Source organism: Parafrankia soli, assembly GCF_001854695.1.
Taxonomy (GTDB): Bacteria; Actinomycetota; Actinomycetes; order Frankiales; family Frankiaceae; genus Parafrankia; species Parafrankia soli.
Map to the genome: position 1 here is coordinate 1 of NZ_MAXA01000241.1, position 17354 is coordinate 17354.

A 17354-nucleotide genomic window follows, 5' to 3' on the forward strand; every position below is an offset into this window, starting at 1 on the left:
GTCCGATCCCGCAGCGCCAGGACAGCCAGTGCGCACATGAGCGCAGCCCGATCCCCGACCAGCCGCCCCGCCGCTCGAAGGCGGAGAGGAGGACCAGCCAGCCGCAGGTCGCAGCCGCGAGCCGCCCTGCCCACCCGCAGATCGCGGCTTCSAGATCCGCCAGCGGCGCGGTCTGCGCGTCCAGGCCCGGTATCAGGTCCAGGCCCGGCATCAGGCCGATGTCAGGCGTGGGGGACGCGGCTGTCGGGGAAGGTACCTGTTCGATCACTGTGATCACCKGGCCCAGGGGTGTCGTCGATCAGCGGACACGAGCAGGCTCGCATCCGCCACCGACAGTTTTCCTCCCCGCTGGTCAGGAGCCCGCGGGTGGCCARGGGGCCCGGGGCCCGGGGCTGCGGGCCGGCCCGGGACACCGGCGACGCCCCCGACACCGCCGATCATGACGCCTTTTCCGATCATGGTGTTCCGCGGAACCGCACGGCACCGCAGAACACCCGAACGGCGCGCGGGCGGCGGACCGGCGTGGTCATGACCGGCTGGCGAGGAGGGCCAGGACGTCCTGGGTGGTACCCGTCGCGATCCCCACGACGGTCACCTGGGTGACCTCGTCACCCAGGAGCCGCTGCGCCAGACCCGTCCCGGTGAAGGCGCTACGCGCGTACTTGGTGACGAGGATGTCGCCGGGCCACGAGCTGGACGCCGGGTGCGGCGGGCTCCGGTCAGCGGTGGGGCGGTGGGCGGCTGACCGAGATCACCGCCGCCGGCGGGATGACCATGGCGAGGATCATCATTCCCAGCGCCGCCGGGACGGAGAACAGCCGCACCACTGTTCCCGCCAGCACGAACAACAGGAGGCACACGGCCATCGCGATGAGGTAGCGGCGCCGCTCCCGCGCGTCCGGGTGGGGAACACCGCCATCGGCCCGGCTGACGGGCCGGCTCACCCCGCCCGCGCGGCCGCCCGCGTCAGCCGGGGTGGACGGGGACGCGCCGGGCCGGGCCCTGGCCTCGGCCGACCGGGCGACTCCCAGGTCGTAGGCACGCCGGCGGGCAGGATCGCCCAGGACCCGATACGCCGCATGGACCCGCTGGAACGACCGGGGCCAACCGCCCGCATCCGGATGGGCGTGCTTGGCCGCGCGGCGGTAGGCGGCCCGGATCTCGGCGTCGGTCGCGGTGCGGACGATCCCGAGCACCTCGTACAGCGATCCCTCATCCACCGTCCACCTCGCCAGACGCAGCGGCACCCTGGGGCAGGCTCTTCCCACGGTAGACCGCCGACGTGGAGCGGTGGGATGCCGCCGATCGCTCGCCCACCGCCTCAGGTGGTGCCCGCTCCCCCGAACGGCGGTTCGGTCAGGCGAACGGCTTGTCCTTGGTACCGCCGACAATCTCGAACTTGCCGCCCTTGACGATCTTCAGCAGGACAACGCAGTCGAGCCTGGAGCCGTTTGACCAGGCCGTCCGCACTGTAGTCGGTGAACTTGTTCGTGGCGGCGATCACCGATGCCCGGGCGAAGAAGGCGTTGGCGCTCTGCGCCGGTGGCGCGTCAGAGGTGGTGCTGTCAACGGATTCGTGCGGGTCTTCCGGCACGCACTGGAGCCATGGGAGCGCAGCCCGCGCATGCTGGTGGCGTACCACCGGGCCCGGCTGACGCCCAACGGAAATCCTGCCGATTCTCGAGCGCCTCATGTTCCGGCTGACAAGCGACAACCGGTCCGCCGCCATCGCCGCTCGGACCGGCCGCACACAGACAGAAGACCGCGCGGACGGCGGGTAGGGTTCTGCCCAGTTATGCGGCATGTGTCGGTGCTCCGACACTGGCAGCTTCGGGGGTGCGCGGATGGCGGTCAGCGGGGGGACGCCGCTGCGGGCGGCCGATCCCCGGTCCATCGGAGCGCACGTCCTGGACAGTGTCCTCGGCAGCGGCGGGATGGGCCGGGTGTACCTGGCCCGCGACGAGCGGTACCTGGCCCGGTTCCAGCGGGAGGCCAGGATCGCGTGCAGCGTGGCGCCGTTCTGCACCGCGGAGGTCATCGACTTCGGCGTGGCGCTGTCGCTGGAGTCCGGCTCGCTGCTGACCGGAGCCTCGGACACCGTCGGCACACCCGCCTTCATGGCACCCGAGCAGGCCATGCGGGAGACGACAACCGCGGCCGCCGACGTGTTCGCGTGGGGCGGCGTCGCCGCCTTCGCCGGGACGGGGCAGCCGCCGTTCGGGATCGCCGCCATACCGGTCGTCATGCACCGGGTCGTGTACGACGAACCGCGCCTCGATGGCCTCGATGTCCGGTTGCTCCCGCTCGTCCGCGCAGCGATGAGCAAGGACCCCGCCGACCGTCCGAGCGCCGCCGACCTGCTCGGCGAGCTGACCGGATCGACCCGCCCGGTGGCCGGCGTGCTGGCGGCCCAGTCGCTCGTGCCCGCGGCCGCCCGGGCGCGCGTACCGCTGGACAAGCCGGTCGTGCGGTCGGGCAAGCCGGTCCAGCCGCGGGCCGCGGCGCCGGTCCTGACGATTCCCGGCATCGGACCGCCTCCCGGGCCACCACCCGCGTCGGCCCTCGCGTCCTTACGGTCTCCGACCGTAGAACCGGCGGCACCGGCTACGGCGGCACCGGCTAAGACGGCCCCGGCGAGCACTGTCGTCCAGCCGCCCTCGGAGCAGTCCCGTGCGCAGTACTGGACAGGTGTTCTCGCCACCCTCGACCAGGCCCGGGTGGCCGCCTACGAAACCGTGGACGTCAATCTGCTCGCCCGGGTGTACACCGCGGGCAGCAGCGCGCGGGCCGACGACGAGGCCGCGATCCGGTCCATGGCCGCGATCGGCGGGCACGGGCAGGGCGGCCAGCAGGTCATCGAGGCGGTGACGGTGCTGACCGAGACCTCGTCCATCGCGGTCCTGCATTTCACGTCGCACATGACGCCGTTCGCCATCGTCAGCGCGGGCGGCGCGGTACTGAGCCGGCAGCCGGCCACCAGGTCGGTGGTGCAGGAGATCAACCTCGTCGGCACTCCGGATGGCTGGCGGGTCTCGCAGGTGACCCCGGCCTGAAGGGCAGGAGACAAGGACGCCGACGTGATCGCGACCGTCGACGAGCCCGCCGTGGTCAGGTGGTCCAGCTGACCACGGCGAGCTCGTCCGCGGCCGCCACGACGAGCCCGTTGCCGCCGCAGGAGGGGCAGGGGTCGAGCCGGGCGCCGTCGTACTCGTGCGCGCAGGTGAAGCAGCGCAGCCGGTCCGCCGCGTGCTGCCAGGAGAGGTGGGTGTTCTCGAGGCAGGTTCCGGCGGCGGCGGACTGCCACGCGGCGGTGGCCGAGGCGATGTCGACACCGGCCGCGGCGGCGAGAACCACCGTCCGCACCGGGGTTCCCTCGCTGGCCTCGGCGATGGCGCTGACCGCGGAGCGGGCGAGGCCGGCCTCATGCATGTCCGGGTACCTGCACCTTCTGTTCGGCGAGCACGGGCTCTTCGGCGAGCACGGACCATTCGGCGAGGACGGAGCGGGCCGCGTCGACCAGCGCGTCCACGCGGGCGTCGAGGAGGGGGCTCAGGCCCCAGCGTTCGGTGACGGATTCGGGCACGACGCCCACCAGGGCGACGCGCCGGGGGGCGCAGCCGGCGAGCTCGGTGGCGGCGAGCGCGTCGACGAGGCCGATGTCGTGGGCGGTGGCGCGCACGCCGTGGCCTCGGCGGACGTCCCCGTCGGGGATGACGATGACATCGCCGGGCCGCCCGTGGGCGGTGGAGACGGCGTCGAGGATGAGGACCGCGTCGCGGCCCGCCAGGTAGGGCATGAGCATCAGCCCGAGCGTCCCGCCGTCGAGGACGTCGACCCCGGGGATCGGCGGCGTGCCGAGCCGCCGGGCGGCGACCACGCCGACACCGTCGTCGCCGAGCAGCTCGTTGCCGATGCCCAGCACCAGAACGGGGGCGTCCGTCGGGGTGGTGGACGCCCGGAGGTCGGCCGGGTCCGTCACAGGTGGTCCTTCGGGAGGAACTTGTGTCCGGAGAAGATCGAGGTCAGGACGCCGGTGCCCTCCACCCGGTCGACCAGGATGGCGCTGTAGAGATGGTGGATCATGAATCCCCAGGTGAGCCACATGATCAGGTGGTGGACGAGCCGGAGCGTCGGCAGTGACACCACGTGGAGCAGCCAGCCGGTGAGCCAGGCCGCCCAGCCGGTGCCCTCCACGCCCCACAGCACCAGACCGGTGACGATCTCGACCCCGAACATCGTGTAAAGCACGGTGTAGGTGAGGCCGGCGAGCGGATTGTGGCCGATGACCGGGGGTGCCTCCCGGGAGAGGAACGTGTAGAAGCGCACCGACGGAACGATCTGACCGAGCCGCTCCCGGGTGCTGGGTATCCACTCCGTCCACCGGGACCAGGGGTTGGGCGAGCGGAGGTGCCAGATGACCCGGGCCAGGACGAGCGCGATGAAGACGTACGCGGTGACCTTGTGGATGCTCCTCGTCCAGGTGACCCAGTAGACGTGGCCGCCCGGGTGGATGTCCGGGTTCCCGATGAGGTAGCCGGTGACGGACAGTGCKACGAGGTCCAGCACCAGCAGCCAGTGGATGAGGCGGACCGGAAGATCCCAGACCCGGAACCGGACGAGCTCCGCGTGCTCGGTGTGCGGGGCGGGCGCGGTCACGCTCACTGGACCCGCACCTCGATGATGTCGCGGCCCTCGGCGTCGTAGATGTGCGCCGCGCAGGCCATGCAGGGGTCGAAGGAGTGCAGGGTGCGCAGGATCTCCAGCGGCCGCTGGGGATCGGCGACGGGTGTGCCGACCAGCGCGGCCTCGTAGGCGCCGGGGTTCCCCTCGGCGTCGCGCGGGCTGGCGTTCCAGGTGGTCGGCACCACGGCCTGGTAGTTGCGGATCCGGCCGTCCTCGATGACGACCCAGTGCGACAGCGACCCGCGGGGCGCCTCGTGGAAGCCGACGCCGAGCAGGGCGCCCTCCGGCCAGGAGGTCGGACGCCAGCGCCCGGTGTCGGCGACGGCCAGGTCGCCGGCGGCGACGTTGTCACGCAGCCGGTTGACGAGCTCCAGGGAGTACTGCGCCATCAGCCTGGTCTCCAGGCCGCGGGCCACCACCCGGCCGAGGGTGGACATCAGCGCCTCGGGCGGCAGGTGCAGGGCGTCGAGCGCGCCCTGCACGAGCGGGCGGATGCGGGCGTCCCCGGAGGTGTAGCCGACGAGCATGCGGGCCACCGGGCCGACCTCCATGGCCGCTCCCTGGTAGCGCGGCGCCTTCAGCCAGGTGTACTTCCCGGCGACGTCGAGCTGCTCGAAAGGGGGTTCGGGTCCGGTGTACTGCGGGGTCGTCTCACCCTTCCAGGGGGGCAGCGCGGCGCCGGGATCGTCGTAGCGGAACCACGAATGGGCGACGGACTCGGCGATACCGGACGGGTCGAATGGTTCCGGTTTCGCCGAGAGGTTCCCGTTCCGGATGATCCCGCCGGGGAAAAGGCCGTCCCGGGGTGGCCGGGCGATGCCCGGCGGCGACAGTGAATAGTCACCGAACACCATGTAGGAGCCCAGGCCCCGACCGTAGGTCGTCCACTCGGGATAGGCGGCGCCGATCGCCTGCAGGTCCGGCAGGAAGACCTGCTCGACGAATTCGAGGCCCCGCTGCAGGATCTGCGTCACCTCCTGCAGTGTGTTCGCGTTGATGGCGTCCTGGCTGTTGAGGTCGATCGGGGACGCCATTCCGCCGACCACGTAGGTCTGCGGGTGCGGGTTCTTTCCACCGAGCAGGGCGTGCACCCGGATGTAGTCCCGTTGGAAGTCCAGCGCGTCGAGATAGTGGCTGAACGCGATCAGGTTCAGCTCCGGGCTCAGCCGGTAGGCCGGATGCCCCCAGTAGCCGTTGGTGAACGGCCCGATCTTCCCACTTTCCAGGAAGACCTTGAGCCGGGTCTGTACCGAGGCGAACAGGCCGGCCGTGGAACGCGGATAGTCGGAGATGGACTGCGCCAGCGCCGCGGCACGCACCGGGTCGGCCGCGAGCGCCGCGGTCGGATCGACCCAGTCCAGGGCCTGTAGGTGGTAGAAGTGGACGACATGGTCGTGCACACACAGTGACGTGGCGATCAGGTCCCGCAGCAGCCGGGCGTTCAGCGGCGGGACGGCGCCGACCGCGTCCTCCACCGCCCGCACCGAGGCCAGCGCGTGCACCGAGGTGCACACACCGCAGATCCGCTGCGCGAACAGCCAGGCGTCCCGGGGGTCCCGGCCGGTCAGGATCGTCTCGATACCGCGCCACATCGTCGAGGACGCGTAGGCCTCGGTGACCTGACCGCCGTCCACCTGCACCTCGACCCGCAGGTGGCCCTCGATTCGCGACACCGGGTCGATGACAAGCCGACTCATCTCGCTTCGCCCGTCCTTTCGTCGCTGTGCGCTTCGTTGTCTGCGGCGTCCTCCGCGTCTGCCGCCTGGTCCCGCGCGGCCTGCTTCTCGCGGCGGGCGGCGACCCGGTGCTGGACGACCTTGCCGACGCCGTGCGCCGCGAAGCCGGTCGCCGTGGCTGCCAGCACGCCGACGCCGATCTTGTCGGCGGTGAGGTCGAAACCGGAGGTCGCCACATGCGGCAGCCGGTCGTAGAAGGGCGACATGGTGTCCCAGAAGCCCGGCTCGGAGCAGCCCACACAGCCGTGCCCGGCCGCCACCGGCCAGGACGTCCCCCCGTTGAACCGGACGCTGGGACAGTTGTGGAAGGTGCTCGGCCCCTTGCAGCCCAGCCGGTACAGGCACCAGCCGTTGCGGTGGCCCGCGTCGCCCCACTGCTCGGCGAACTCGCCGGCGTCGAAGTGGCCGCGCCGCTGGCAGGTGTCGTGGATGCGCTGCCCGTAGGCGAACAGCGGCCGGCTGAACCTGTCCCGCGCCGGGAACTCACCGAAGGTCAGGTGATGGACGATGGTGGCGGTCATGTTGTCCGCGTTGACCGGGCAACCGGTCAGGTTCACAACCGGAACCCCGCCGACGACGTCCTCGACCCGGACCGCCCCGGTCGGGTTCGGCCCGGCCGCCGGGATTCCACCGAAGGCCGAGCAGGTGCCGACGTTGATGATGCCGGCCGCGCCACGGACCGCCTCGCGCAGGATGTCCTCGGCCGACTTGCCGCCGATCGTGCACGCCCCGGGAATTCCGGTCGGAATGGAGCCCTCGACGACGACGAGATGCCCGCCTTTCGCCACCGCGTCGTCGCGGGCCTTCTCCGCGGCCGTGCCGGAGGCCGCCATCACCGTCTCGTGGTAGTCAAGCGAGATCATGCCCAGAATCAGGTCCGCGGCCGACGGATTACGCGAGCGCAGGAACGCCTCACTGTCACCGGCGCAGTCCTGGAATTCCAGCCAGATCACGGTGGGACGGTCGACCTTGTCCAACGCGTAGGCGACCTTGGGCGCCAACTGGGCCGGCAGGGCGAGCGTCGCGGTGACACCCGCGCAGAATCTCAGGAAAGACCGCCGGTCGACCCCCGCGTCCGCCAGCCGCGCGGACAACGGCCGGCCGGATTCGCTCGTCATGCGAGTGGACGTTAGTGCGCGCCTTGGTGCCGGACGGCAGCCTCATCGCCTCGGCCGCGGGAGTCCGTACGAGCCGATCGGACGGGCCGGACGTCCCTTGCCGCACCTGTCCACCGCCCCGGAGACTGGCCCAGCATGTGCCTCGGAATACCTGGCCGGATCGTGGCGACCGTCGACGTCGCCGGCCTGCTCATGGGCACGGTCGACTTCGACGGGCTGACCCGCGAGGTCTGCCTCGCCTACCTCCCCGACGCGCGGGTCGGCGAGTACGTGATCGTCCACGTGGGGTTCGCCATCAGCATGGTCGACGAGGCCGAGGCGCACCGCACCCTGGAGATGCTCCGCTCGATGGGCACCTCCCTGGAGGCGGAGCTGTGAGATACCTCGACGAGTACCGCGACCCCGCCCTCGCGCGGCAGCTCCTCGACGAGATCCACACGACGGCCACCCGGCCCTGGACCCTGATGGAGGTCTGCGGCGGCCAGACGCACACCATCGTCCGCCAGGGCATCGACAACCTGCTGCCCGCGGGCCTGCGGATGATCCACGGGCCGGGCTGCCCGGTGTGCGTGACCCCGCTCGAACTCATCGACAAGGCCCTGGCCATCGCCGCCCGTCCCGAGGTCATCTTCACCTCCTACGGCGACATGCTGCGGGTGCCCGGAACGGGGACCGACCTGTTGGCCCTGCGCGCCCGCGGCTCCGACGTCCGCGTCGTCTACTCCCCGCTGGACGCGGTACGCCTGGCCGAACAGCACCCGGACCGCCAGGTGGTCTTCTTCGCGGTCGGCTTCGAGACGACCGCGCCGGCGAACGCCATGGCGGTACTGCGCGCCCACCAGCTCGGCCTGCCCAACTTCAGCATCCTGGTCAGCCACGTCCTCGTCCCACCGGCCATGACGGCGCTCCTCGACGCGCCCGACCGCCAGGTCCAGGGGTTCCTCGCCGCCGGCCACGTCTGCGCCGTCATGGGCTGGACGGAGTACGAACCCATCGCGCACCGTTACCAGGTACCCGTCGTCGTGACCGGCTTCGAGCCGCTCGACCTGCTCGAGGGCATCCTGATGGCCGTCCGCCAGCTCGAGGCGGGCCACGCGCGGGTGGAGAACCAGTACGCCCGCGCCGTCCACCGCGACGGCAACAGCCGGGCGCGGGAGGCCATCCGCCGCGTGTTCCGGGTGCGGGACCGCGCCTGGCGCGGCATCGGCACCATCCCGGACAGCGGCCTGGCCCTCACCGACGAGTTCGCCCGCTACGACGCCGAGACCCGCTTCGCCGTCTCCGGGCTGACCGCCCGGGAGCATCCCGCCTGCATCGCCGGCGACATCCTCACCGGCGCCCGCGAGCCGACCGACTGCACCGCCTACGGGACGGCCTGCACCCCGCGCACCCCGCTCGGCGCGCCGATGGTCTCCACCGAGGGCACCTGCGCCGCCTACCACTCCGCCGGGAGGGCGTCGTGACCACCGTTGACCCCACCTTCGCCAGCTGCGCGCTCCCCCGCGTCGAGACCGAGCGGGTCACGCTCGGGCACGGCAGCGGCGGGCAGCTGTCCGCCGAGCTGCTCCGGGACGTCCTGCTGCCCGCCCTCGGCGCGGGCTCGGCCCTGGCCGCGCGGGCGGGCCAGCCCGACGGCGGCGTCCTCGAGGATGCCGCCGTCCTCGACGTCGCCGGCGTCACCCTGGTGACCAGCACCGACGCGTTCGTCGTGAGCCCGCTGTTCTTCCCCGGCGGGGACATCGGCACGCTCGCCGTCCACGGCACCGTCAACGACCTGGCCATGATGGGCGCGACGCCGCTCGCGCTCACCGTCGCCTACATCATCGAGGAGGGCTTCCCCCTCGACGACCTGCGGCGGATCATCGCCTCCGTCGGTTCGGCCGCGGCGGCCGCCGGGGTCCCCGTCGTGACCGGTGACACCAAGGTCGTGCCCCGCGGCGCCGCCGACGGCATCTTCGTGACCACGTCCGGCATCGGACGCCGCCTGCCCGCCGCGCGCGTCTCGGCCGCCTTCGCCCGCCCCGGCGACGCGGTGCTCGTCTCCGGGCCGATCGGCGCGCACGGCACCACCGTGCTCTCGGCGCGGGAGGCCCTCGGCTTCGAGGCCGACATCGCCTCCGACACCCGCCCGCTGCACCGTCTCGTCCAGGCCATGGTGGAACGCCGCGGCGGCGACATCCACGTGATGCGCGACCCGACCCGCGGCGGGGTGGCGTCGGCGCTCAACGAGATCGCCGCGGCGTCCGGAGTCGGTGTCGAGATCGACGAGACGGCGCTGCCCGTGCCGCCGCTGGTCGCCGCCGCCTGCGACCTGCTCGGTCTCGACCCGCTGCATGTCGCCAACGAGGGCTGCCTGATCGCCGTTGTCGCGCCCGAGGCAGCCGACGAGATCCTGGCCGTCATGCGTTCGCGGCCCGAAAGCCGACACGCCACCCGCCTGGGCGACGTCGTCGCCGGTCATCCTGGTCGCGTGGTGATGCGCACGCTGCTGGGCAGCACCCGGCTCGTCGACATGCTCGTCGGCGAGCAACTCCCCCGCATCTGCTGAGCCGCGGTTCCGCGGAACCGCACGAGCCATCTATCTCCACCGCCAAGAATCTGGTATCACCCATTGAAAGAGCTACGTTTCCCGTATAGCGAACCGTTGTTCTCTCCCTGGAGGACCAGATGTACCCACCAGACTTCGCGACGCTGACCCCTGACAAGCCCGCCGTGATCCTCGCCGGTGGCCCCCGCGGGCAGGAACGGATCCTGACCTACCGTGAGCTCGTCGAGGGCTCCAACCGGCTGGCCCGGTTACTCGTCGACTCGGGCCTGCGCCCGGGTGACCGCCTCGCGATTCTCGCCGAGAACCACCTGCGCTATTTCGAGCTGGTCTGGGCCGGCCTCAACTGCGGCCTCTACATCACCCCGGTGAACTCGCATCTCACCCCGCCCGAGGTCGCGTACCTGATCAACGACAGCGGGGCGAAGGCACTGATCAGCAGCCGGGCGCTCGCCGAGGTAGCCGAAGCCGTCGTCCCCGAGACCCCCGGGGTCGTCCGACGCCTCATGCTCGACGGGGGCTCCGAGCACTACGAGGACCTCGACGCCGCCACCGCCGGCTTCTCCGCCGAGCCCCGGGACGACGAGATCCGCGGCACGTTCATGCTCTACAGCTCCGGGACGACCGGCCGGCCGAAGGGAATCCAGTTCCCGCGGCCCGACTGGCCCGCCAGCGAGGGCGACGCCCCGCTGCTTCCCGGCGCCCGCGGGGCCTTCGGCTTCGACTCCGAAGCGGTCTACATCTCCCCCGCGCCGCTCTACCACGCAGCCCCGCTGCGGGTGTCCGCGCTGATGCACAGCGTCGGCGGCACGGTTGTCGTCCTCCCGAAGTTCGACGCCGAGGAGGCCCTGCACGCGATCGAACGGTACCGGGTGACCACCTCCCAGTGGGTCCCGACGATGTTCGTCCGGATGCTCAAGCTGCCACCCGAGGTCCGCGCCCGCTACGACCTGTCAAGCCTGCGGATCGCCGTCCACGCGGCCGCGCCGTGCCCGGTCGAGGTCAAGCRCCAGATGATCGAGTGGTGGGGCCCGATCATCTTCGAGTACTACGCCGGCTCCGAGAATGTCGGCAGCACCGGTCTGACCAGTGAGGAGTGGCTGGCGCACCCGGGATCGGTCGGCCGGGCGCAGGGCGGGGTGCTGCACATCTGCGGTGAGGATGACGCGGAGCTCCCGGCCGGCCAGGACGGGGTGGTCTACTTCGAGGCCAAGGGCGCGGGCTTCAGTTACCACAACGACCCGGACCGCACCAGGGCCGTCAGCCATCCCGCCCATCCCGGCTGGCRCACCCTGGGCGACATCGGCCACGTCGACGAGGACGGCTACCTCTACCTCAGTGACCGGAAGGACTTCACGATCATCGCGGGCGGGGTGAACATCTACCCGCGCGAGATCGAGGACGTCCTGGTGCTGCACGACGAGGTCGTGGACGTCGCCGTGTTCGGCGTGCCGCACCCCGAGCTCGGCGAGCAGGTCAAGGCCGTCGTCCAGCCGGTGCGGATGGCCGACGCCGGCGACGGGCTGGCCGCGCGGCTGCTGGAGCACTGCCGCACCAGGCTCGCGCCGTTCAAGTGGCCGCGGTCGATCGACTTCGTGCCCGAACTCCCCCGCCTGGACAACGGCAAGCTCTACAAGAAGCCGCTGCGCGACGCCTACTGGGCCGCCGAGGCCTCCACCGTCGCCCGTTAGCCGCCGGGAACCAGCGAGAGGACTGCGATGTTTCGCAGAGAGAAGTTACTCACCACCGTCATCGCCTGTTGTGTGGCGCTCGCCGTGGGCGCCTGCGGCGGCGGTGACGGCTCGTCCACGACGACCGGCACCACCACCGCCACCGGGCCCACCGGCGAGCCGGTCGCCGGCGGCTCCCTGCGGGTCATGCAGCTCTCCGAGCCCCGTTCGATGGATCCGGTCACCATGACGAACGCGTGGCAGGTCAACGCGTTCGTGGGCAACGCCCTGTACGGCACGCTGATGRCCAACGACGAGCACACGGGCGAGATCAGGTACGCGATGGCGGAGTCGTTCGCCACCGCCGACAAGGGCGCCGCGTTCGAGCTGAAACTTCGACCGGGCCTGACGTTCACCGACGGCACCGCGCTCGACGCCGCGGCGGTGAAGTTCAACTGGGATCGCCATCGGGATCCGGCGATGGCCTCGCCCTACCTGCCGGAGGCGTCCCTCATCGCCGCCACCGACGTCGTGGACGCCACGACCCTGAAGGTGACGATGACCGAGCCGGTGCCCAGCTTCCCGGCCGCGATGCTCACCACGTCCATGAACTGGATCGCCTCCCCCACCGCGCTACGGAAGGGCAAGGCGTCCTTCGACGCGAAGCCGGTCGGCGCGGGGCCGTACACCCTGCGGACCTGGACCCGCCAGGACCGCATCGAGCTGGCGAAGAACCCCGGCTACTGGGACGCTCCCCGGCCCTATCTCGACAGCATCACCATCCGCACGTCGAACGACTCGAGCCAGCGGTACAACACTCTGATCAGCGGCGGCGCCGACGTGGTCATCGACACGAACGCGGACAGCGTCGCCAAGGCCGGGAAGGCCGGCTACTCGACGGACGTCACGCCGCTGAGCGGCGGCCTGTTCCTCGCGATGAACATGCGCAGGGCGCCGTTCGACGACCTGCGGGCCCGGCAGGCGATCGCCGCCGCGGTCGACCTGGACGCGCTGAACCTGGCCGTGTACAACGGCGCCGCCCAGACCGCCGACACGCTGTTCACCAAGTCCTCGCCGTTCTACTCCGACAAGCCGCTGCGGACGTACGACCGGGCGAGGGCGCAGCGGCTGTTCGACGAGCTGGCCGCCGACGGCAAACCCGTCACCTTCAYGTTCACCAGCTTCACCTCGTCGGAGATCAGGGACACGACCGAGAACGTCCAGGCCCAGCTCAGCTCGTACGAGAACGTCAAGGTCCAGGTGCGGGTGGTCGACTTCTCCGAGTATCCCAAGATCCAGGCGAGCAACGACTTCGACATGGTCGTCTGGTCGGCGAACTTCATCGACCCGGACCCACGGATGTGGACGGTGTTCCGCAGCGACTCCCGCGGCAACTTCCCGGGCGTCAAGGACGAGCGGATCGACGCCGCTCTGAAGGCGGGCCGCACGGGGACGACCGAACAGGAACGCAAGGCCGCGTACGCCACCCTCCAGGAGCGGCTGACCGCGCTGGTTCCCGCGGTCTTCACCGTCCGGGTGAACCCGAGCGTCATGGCCGCCAGGAACGTCGGCGGCGTCACCCAGTACGGCCTCGGATCACTCCTGCCCGAGCCCCTGTGGCTCCAGCCATGACCTGACCTCAGCCGCTTGAGGTGGACGTCGCCGCGGGCTGGGTCGCCTGCGGGGACGTCCGGCGGGGTTCCGGGAGCGCGACGGCCGACGTCGACGCCGCGCGGCCGGGGATGCCGAGTGCCAGGAGGCCGGCGATCAGCGCGGCGCCGGCGCCGATCAGGTATCCGACGTGCAGGCCGGCGAGGGAGGGCACCTGGGTCGACCCGAACGGGATGGTCATGTTCGCCAGGACCACGCCGATCACCGCGCTCGCCCCCGTGGTTCCGATGGAGCGCATGAGGGTGTTGAGGCCGTTCGCCGCGGCGCCCTCGGAGGCCGGCACGGACTGCATGATCAGGGTGGGCATGGACGCGTACGCCAGTGCGACGCCGGTGCTGATCACGCAGCTGACGAGAAGGACTCCCGGCGGGCTGCCGGTGAGCCCGAGTGCGAGGCAGTAGCCACCGGCGATCACGACCGAGCCGGCGATGAGCGAGGTCCTCGGTCCGCGTGCCGTGATCAGCCTGCCGGCGATGGGCGACACGGCCATCATCACCAGCCCCACGGGGGCCATCCACAGGCCGGTGGCGAGCAGCGACTGGCCGAGCCCGTGCCCGGTGGCCTTCGGCAGCTGCAGCAGCTGGGGGTTGATCAGCGAGTTCGCGTACATCGCGAAGCCCAGCGCGACGGAAGCGATGTTCGTCAGCAGCACCGGGCGCCGGATGGTGGTGCGCAGGTCCACGAGGGGGGCCTCGGCGCGGGTCTCCCACCAGGTCCAGGCGACGAGGAGGGCGGCGGCCACCATGCCCAGGCCGAGGGTGGTGGTGCTGGTCCAGCCCCAGGCGCTTCCCTTCGACACGGCGAGCAGCAGCGCGACGAGCCCTCCGGAGAGCAGGATCGCCCCCGGCAGGTCGAAGCGGCCCGTGCCGCGGACCGGCGACTCGGGAACGACCCGCCAGATCAGCACCATCAGGGCGACGACGGCGACGGCCGAGCCCCAGAACAGCACGTGCCAGTCGGTCTGCTGGGCGACCGCCGCCGCGATCGGCAGGCCCAGCGCGCTCCCGATCCCGAGCGAGGAGCTCATCAGCGCCATGGCGGGGATCAGCCGCTTCGCCGGCAGCAGGTCACGCATGATGCTGATGCCCAGCGGGATGATCGCCATGCCTAGGCCCTGCATCGACCGGCCCACCAGCAGCGGCACGAGCGAGCTGCTCAGAGCGCACACCACCGAGCCACAGGCGAGCGCGGTGCCGGCGACGAAGACCATGCGCCGCTTGCCGTAGAGATCACCGAGCCGCCCGTACACCGGGTTGGCGACGGACGCGGTGAGCAGCGTGGCCGTGATCGCCCACGAGGCGTTCGCCGAGCTGGTGTGCAGCAGCGATGGCAGCGTCGGCAGCAGCGGCACCATCAACGTCTGCATCATCGCGACGACGACGCCTATCCCACCCAGGACGGCGATGATCGCGTTGACGTGCGACTCGTCGCCCACGCGACGGGTCGCGACCAGGGCGGAGCCGCCGCTGTCGTCACTGGAGGTCATGCCCCCTCCTCAACTTCTTTGTACTATACATACATATGTATCATGCATACTTCCCGAATGTCAGTGCACGACGGAGCGGAACCGGTCACACTTGCCGCGCCTCGGAGTGGTCGGGCCATGCCGGCCTGTCAGGGCTACTCGATGCCCAGGTATTTCTGGTAGATCTCGTCCGCACCGATGCCAAGGGTTGACTGTGCGTGGGGGCTCGACAACCGGACGCGGGCGTCAGGTCAGGCGCGGCCGTTCTCCACCGGGGGGCAGTGCCGGGTCGGGGTCTCCGTCGCCGGGAGGACGAGATCCCCGGCGGTCGCGGTCAGCGACAGGCCCTCGGCGTCGGTGGACGCCTTGACGATGGTCAGGTCGAACGGCAGGCCGCCGACGGGAATCGGAATCGGGGGAAGCAGGTCACCCAGGCCGCCGGCACCCGGCAGGCGGCACTGCGGCCCTCGGACGGGGCCCGTACCGTGGGCACCACGGCCCAGCAACGGCCCAGCATCGGACGGGAACTGCTATGACGATCACCAGCCGGTGGCGGCGCCTCCGGGACCATCACCGCACAAGCACCGTGGTGATCGCGCTTCTGGCCTTCGCGGCCGCCGGCCCCGCCAGCAGACTCAACCCGCAGCATGTCGCCCACGACAGCTCCCCATACCCCGCGGTCCTGCTCGCCGCCGTCACCTGCACGGCCCTGCTCTGGAACGAGCGCCACCCCCGCGCGACCGCCGTGGTGGCCATCGCCTGCACCGTGGTCCTGGCCGGCCTGGGCTACCTGCTCACCTCGCTGATGATCGCTCCCGCGATGGCCGCGCTCTACTGGCTGTCCGCGCGCACCGACCGCAGGACCACCCTGAGCTTCCTGCTCCCCGGCTGCGCGGCGGTGGTCGCGACGGCGCTGGTCGCCGACCCCAAGGGCTATCCCCTGGAGCTCAAGACCATCGGCCCGACCGCCTGGCTCCTGATGGCCGCGTCACTCGGCGGCGCGCGGCGGATCAAACAGGACTACCTGGACGCCGTCCACGCCCGCGCGGAACACGCCGAACGCACCCGGGAGGCCGAGGCACGCCGCCGGGTCGCCGACGAACGCACCCGCATCGCCCGCGAACTCCACGATGTCGTCGCCCATCACATCACCCTGGCGCACGCCCAGGCCGGCACCGCCGCGCACCTCGTCCGCACCCGCCCCGACCAGGCGGAACCGATCCTCGCCAGTCTCACCGCCACCACCTCCTCCGCACTGCGCGACCTCAAGGCCACCGTCGGTCTCCTGCGGCAGAGTGACGACCCGGACGCGCCGCTGGAACCAGCCCCCTCGCTCGCCCAGCTCCCCCGGCTCGCCGACACGTTCGCCGCGACCGGGCTCACGGTCACGATCACCACCCGTGGCGAACCGTCCCCGCTCTCCCCCGGCGTCGATCTCACGGCCTATCGGATCGCGCAGGAGGCCCTCACCAACGTGGCGAAACACGCCAGGACCGACAACGCCTGTGTCGACATCACCTACGCCCCGCACAGCGTCACCCTGATGATCATAAATGGCGGCGGGGAGAACGCGGGCCCGGTCGGCCGCGGCGCGCGTCCCGGCGCCGGGACGTCGATCCCGGCCTCGGACAGCGGGTTCGGCCTGATCGGCATGCGGGAACGCGCGCTGTCCGTCGGCGGGCATCTCGAGGCCGGTCATCATCCCGAGGTCGGCTTCCACGTCACCGCCGTCCTGCCCCTGCACCCCAGAACTCCCACGAAAACGGAAGCCGATGACCATCCGAGTGCTCCTCGCCGACGACCAGACCCTCCTGCGGTCGACCTTCCGGATTCTGATCGACTCCTGCAGCGACATGGAGGTCGTCGGTGAGGCCGCGGACGGGCACGAGGCCGTCGCGGCGACCCGGGAGCACCGCCCGGACGTCGTGGTCATGGACATCCGCATGCCCGGCACCGACGGGCTCGCCGCCACCGCCGCCATCTGCGGCGACGAGACGCTGGCGGCCACCCGTGTCCTGATCCTCACGACCTTCGAGATCGACGAGTACGTGGCCCAGGCGCTCCGCGTCGGCGCGAGCGGCTTCCTCGGCAAGGACGTCGGAACGGACGAGCTGCTCTCCGCGATCCGCACCGTCGCCGGCGGCGACGCCCTTCTCTCGCCGGCGGCCACCCGCGTTCTCATCAGCCGTTTCCTCGCCGCCCCGGAGCCCGCGGCCACCGCCACGGCCAATCCCGTGGCGCTCGCCACGCTCACCGCTCGCGAACGCGAGGTCATGGCGCTGGTAGCCGAAGGCCACTCGAACCACGAAATCGCTGACCGGCTCGTCATCAGCCCACTGACCGCCCGCACGCACGTCCACCGGGCCATGGCGAAGCTCAACGCCCGCGACCGGGCGCAGCTGGTCGTCATCGCCTACCAGTCCGGCCTGCTGCAAACCGCACGACCGGACTGAGCAGGCGTTTCAG

The 17354-nt window shown here is 71.3% G+C and carries 16 protein-coding genes and 2 pseudogenes; 8 read left to right on the forward strand and 10 right to left on the reverse strand.

The window, feature by feature from the left end; translation table 11 throughout:
- From BBK14_RS25960 to BBK14_RS25965, 3 genes and pseudogenes are all read right to left on the reverse strand, one after another.
- Positions 1 to 211: pseudogene (locus BBK14_RS25960) on the reverse strand (HNH endonuclease); the annotation flags it as partial.
- A 315-nt stretch (positions 212 to 526) separates the two neighbouring features.
- A pseudogene (locus tag BBK14_RS42995) lies at positions 527 to 694 on the reverse strand (hypothetical protein); the annotation flags it as partial.
- Positions 695 to 719: 25 nt separating this feature from the next.
- Positions 720 to 1220: a DnaJ domain-containing protein gene (locus BBK14_RS25965; RefSeq protein ID WP_071065871.1), complete on the reverse strand. Its 501-nt coding sequence runs from the start codon at positions 1218 to 1220 to the stop codon at positions 720 to 722.
- A 624-nt stretch (positions 1221 to 1844) separates the two neighbouring features.
- Here BBK14_RS25965 and BBK14_RS40645 point away from each other — a divergent pair.
- Positions 1845 to 3053 carry a protein kinase domain-containing protein gene (locus BBK14_RS40645; protein ID WP_071065872.1) on the forward strand — a complete coding sequence of 403 codons (1209 nt, stop codon included), beginning with the start codon at positions 1845 to 1847 and terminating at the stop codon, positions 3051 to 3053.
- 55 nt (positions 3054 to 3108) lie between these two features.
- Here BBK14_RS40645 and BBK14_RS25975 read toward each other — a convergent pair whose 3' ends face one another.
- The 5 genes from BBK14_RS25975 to BBK14_RS25995 are packed head-to-tail and all read right to left on the reverse strand — an operon-like array spanning position 3109 to position 7537.
- Positions 3109 to 3429: a hydrogenase maturation nickel metallochaperone HypA gene (locus BBK14_RS25975; RefSeq protein ID WP_071065873.1), complete on the reverse strand. Its 321-nt coding sequence runs from the start codon at positions 3427 to 3429 to the stop codon at positions 3109 to 3111.
- On the reverse strand, positions 3422 to 3979 hold the full coding sequence (locus tag BBK14_RS25980) for a HyaD/HybD family hydrogenase maturation endopeptidase (RefSeq protein WP_071065874.1): 558 nt from the start codon (positions 3977 to 3979) through the stop codon (positions 3422 to 3424). Before BBK14_RS25980 ends, BBK14_RS25975 begins: the two co-directional genes overlap by 8 nt.
- Positions 3976 to 4662 (reverse strand): cytochrome b/b6 domain-containing protein, encoded by a 687-nt coding sequence (locus BBK14_RS25985; protein ID WP_071065875.1) that lies wholly within the window; start codon positions 4660 to 4662, stop codon positions 3976 to 3978. The genes BBK14_RS25980 and BBK14_RS25985 overlap by 4 nt, the downstream gene beginning before the upstream one ends.
- The gene (locus BBK14_RS25990; RefSeq protein WP_071065876.1) at positions 4659 to 6380 is read right to left on the reverse strand and encodes a nickel-dependent hydrogenase large subunit; all 1722 of its coding nucleotides are present in this window, start codon (positions 6378 to 6380) and stop codon (positions 4659 to 4661) included. Before BBK14_RS25990 ends, BBK14_RS25985 begins: the two co-directional genes overlap by 4 nt.
- The gene (locus BBK14_RS25995) at positions 6377 to 7537 is read right to left on the reverse strand and encodes a hydrogenase small subunit (protein ID WP_071065877.1); all 1161 of its coding nucleotides are present in this window, start codon (positions 7535 to 7537) and stop codon (positions 6377 to 6379) included. Before BBK14_RS25995 ends, BBK14_RS25990 begins: the two co-directional genes overlap by 4 nt.
- Before the next feature lie 135 nt (positions 7538 to 7672).
- Between BBK14_RS25995 and BBK14_RS26000 the strand changes: the two genes are divergently transcribed.
- From BBK14_RS26000 to BBK14_RS26020, 5 genes are all read left to right on the forward strand, one after another.
- A complete protein-coding gene (locus BBK14_RS26000; protein ID WP_071065878.1) occupies positions 7673 to 7915 on the forward strand; it encodes a HypC/HybG/HupF family hydrogenase formation chaperone in 243 nt (80 codons plus the stop codon).
- Positions 7912 to 9000 carry a hydrogenase formation protein HypD gene (gene hypD / locus BBK14_RS26005; protein WP_020460944.1) on the forward strand — a complete coding sequence of 363 codons (1089 nt, stop codon included), beginning with the start codon at positions 7912 to 7914 and terminating at the stop codon, positions 8998 to 9000. The genes BBK14_RS26000 and hypD overlap by 4 nt, the downstream gene beginning before the upstream one ends.
- Positions 8997 to 10085: a hydrogenase expression/formation protein HypE gene (gene hypE / locus BBK14_RS26010; protein ID WP_071065879.1), complete on the forward strand. Its 1089-nt coding sequence runs from the start codon at positions 8997 to 8999 to the stop codon at positions 10083 to 10085. The genes hypD and hypE overlap by 4 nt, the downstream gene beginning before the upstream one ends.
- Positions 10086 to 10204: 119 nt before the next feature.
- Entirely contained in the window at positions 10205 to 11773 is a 1569-nt protein-coding gene (locus tag BBK14_RS26015; protein WP_071065880.1) for an acyl-CoA synthetase, read from the forward strand.
- Between the two features lie 27 nt (positions 11774 to 11800).
- Positions 11801 to 13384: an ABC transporter substrate-binding protein gene (locus tag BBK14_RS26020; RefSeq protein WP_071065881.1), complete on the forward strand. Its 1584-nt coding sequence runs from the start codon at positions 11801 to 11803 to the stop codon at positions 13382 to 13384.
- Positions 13385 to 13391: 7 nt separating this feature from the next.
- Here the strand turns inward: BBK14_RS26020 and BBK14_RS26025 are convergent, their stop codons facing one another.
- The gene (locus tag BBK14_RS26025) at positions 13392 to 14909 is read right to left on the reverse strand and encodes an MFS transporter (RefSeq protein WP_071065882.1); all 1518 of its coding nucleotides are present in this window, start codon (positions 14907 to 14909) and stop codon (positions 13392 to 13394) included.
- A 230-nt stretch (positions 14910 to 15139) separates the two neighbouring features.
- Positions 15140 to 15394 carry a hypothetical protein gene (locus tag BBK14_RS26030; protein WP_071065883.1) on the reverse strand — a complete coding sequence of 85 codons (255 nt, stop codon included), beginning with the start codon at positions 15392 to 15394 and terminating at the stop codon, positions 15140 to 15142.
- A 26-nt stretch (positions 15395 to 15420) separates the two neighbouring features.
- Here BBK14_RS26030 and BBK14_RS26035 point away from each other — a divergent pair, with 26 nt between their 5' ends.
- Both BBK14_RS26035 and BBK14_RS26040 read left to right on the forward strand, forming a co-directional pair.
- Positions 15421 to 16758: a sensor histidine kinase gene (locus tag BBK14_RS26035; RefSeq protein WP_071065884.1), complete on the forward strand. Its 1338-nt coding sequence runs from the start codon at positions 15421 to 15423 to the stop codon at positions 16756 to 16758.
- The gene (locus tag BBK14_RS26040; protein ID WP_071065885.1) at positions 16661 to 17341 is read left to right on the forward strand and encodes a response regulator transcription factor; all 681 of its coding nucleotides are present in this window, start codon (positions 16661 to 16663) and stop codon (positions 17339 to 17341) included. The genes BBK14_RS26035 and BBK14_RS26040 overlap by 98 nt, the downstream gene beginning before the upstream one ends.
- The last annotated feature ends 13 nt before the right edge of the window (positions 17342 to 17354 follow it).